1 protein-coding gene is annotated in these 2,310 nt (G+C 74.7%); it reads left to right on the forward strand.

The annotated features are described in order from the left end of the window. Positions 1 to 2,310, forward strand: a 2,310-nt coding sequence (locus VN520_RS29730) for an acyltransferase domain-containing protein (RefSeq protein WP_325750039.1), incomplete at both ends; no start/stop codon positions are given.

Raw genomic sequence — 2,310 nt, forward strand, 5'->3', positions numbered from 1 at the left:
GGCACGATCGGGGCGGCGGTCCTGGAACAGGCGCCGGCTCCGGCCGGGCAGGCGCCCGTGGACCCGGCTCCGCCCGGGGATCCCGTGTTCACCCTCTCCGCCAAGAGCGCCGCCGCCCTGAGTGCCCAGATCCGCGCCTACCGGCAGCTGCTGGACGAGCGTCCCGACATGGGGCTGGACGAGCTCTGCTACACCGCCAACGTCTCGCGCACCCACCACCCCTACCGCGTCGCGGGCCCGGTCGCCGACCGCACGGCGCTCGTGGACCTGCTGGACAAGGCCGCCGAGGAGAAGCACGAGGGGCCCTCCGGCATCCGCAGGACGGCGTTCATGTTCAGCGGCCAGGGATCGCAGTACGCGGGCATGGGAGCCGCGCTCTACGCACGTTTCCCGGTCTTCCGCGAGCAGGTCGACCTGTGCGACGAACTGTTCACCCCGCATCTGGGCCGCTCCGTGGCCGAACTGGTGCTCGGTACCGCCGCCGACCCGGAGGCGATCGACCGCACCGAGTACACCCAGCCCGCCCTGTTCACCCTGGAGTACGCCCTCGCCCAGCTGTGGATGTCCTGGGGTGTGCGCCCCAACGTGCTCATCGGGCACAGCATCGGGGAGGTCGTGGCCGCCGCCGTGGCCGGCCTGTTCGGCCTGCCGGACGCCGTGACCCTGGTCGCCGCCCGCGCGCGGCTGATGCAGGCGGTGAGCGCGCCGGGCGGCATGGCCGCCGTGTCCGCGCCCGCCGAGGACGTCGAACCCCTCCTCGCCGGCCACCCGGACCTGGCCCTCGCGGCGGTGAACGCCCCGGACCAGTGCGTGGTCTCCGGCGGCACCGCCGCCCTCGACGAGATCATCGCCCTCCTCCAGGAGCGGGGGACCCGCGTCGACCGGCTGGCCGTCTCGCACGCCTTCCACTCACCCCTGATGGCCGAGGTCTACGACGACTTCCGGGCCGCCCTCGACGGCATCACGTTCCACGAGCCCGCCATCAGCCTGATCTCCAACGTCACCGGCCGGCCCGCCCGCCTCCGCGAGATCGGCACCGCCGACTACTGGGTGCGGCACATCGGCGAACCCGTACGCTTCATGGCCGGTATCCGGGCGGTGGCCCAGCGCGGCCGCCACGCCCTGGTCGAGATCGGACCGCAGGCCGCCCTGACCGCCCTCGCCCGGCGCTGCCTGACCGCCGAGGACCACGTGTGGCTGGCCAGCCTGCGCCGCCGCGACGGCTCCGCCGGCACCACCCTGGCCGCACTCGCCGGATACTACGCCGCGGGTCTGACGGTCTCCTGGGCCGGCTACCACGCGGACCGCCCCGCCGCCGCGAAGACCTCCCTGCCCACCTACGCCTTCCAGCGCAAGCGGTACTGGCTGCCCTCCGTCGGCGCGCGTCGCACGGGCACGGCCGGCGGCAGGGCCCGCCACCTGCTGCTCGGTACGGAGGAACGGTTCGCCTGCGGGGTGAGGGAGTTCACCGCGGAGTTCACCGCCGAGGACCTCGGCGCGCTGACCGACCTCGGTGACGGAGAACGCACGACCCTTCCGGCCGGCGCGTACGTCGACCTGTTCCTCGCGCTCCAGGACGCGGTCGGGGGGCACACCCGCGCCGCCGTCCGCGAGCTGAAGCTGCTCGCGCCCCTGCACACGACCGCCGAGACCGCCACGGTCCTGACCTCCCGCTGGCGCCCGCGCGCCGACGGCGGCGCCGACGTGCAGGTCTTCACTCTCGTCGGCGGCGAGGAGCACATCCACGCCACCGCCACGATCGCCGCCGGACGCGAACCGGTCGTGCCGGTCTCCGAGCTGGCGGAGCTGGACGCCGAACTGGCGCCCGCCGGACAGCACATCGACGACGAGGACATCTACACCGACCTCGCCTCCGTCGGCCGGCCGCACGGACCGCGCATGCGCCTGCTGCTGCGCGCCTCCCGGCACCGGGACGGACTGGTCACCGGCGAGCTCACCGGCCGTGACGCCACCGCGGTCGAGCACGTGCCCGCCGAACTCCTGGAGGCCGCGGTGCAGGCCGCCGTCGTCCTGGACCCCGAGGGCCCGGTGTTCGTGCCGCGTGAGATCGCCTCCGTACGCCACTTCAGGAAGCCCCGCGGGGAGCGGCTCAGGGTCGTCGCCCGCGTCCACGGCGAGCAGGACCGCCGGGTGGCCGACATCCTCCTCCTGGAGAACGGCGATCCGGTCACCGAACTCCTCGGAGTCCGCCTGGCCCGCCCCGAGGGCCGCACGGGCCGCCGCCAGTTCCTGCACCGGCCCGAGTGGGTGCGCAGGGCCCTCCCGGCGCGGACCGCCCCCGCCGGCGAC

The sequence above is a fragment of the Streptomyces sp. genome, assembly GCF_035563135.1.
Lineage (GTDB): Bacteria > Actinomycetota > Actinomycetes > Streptomycetales > Streptomycetaceae > Streptomyces.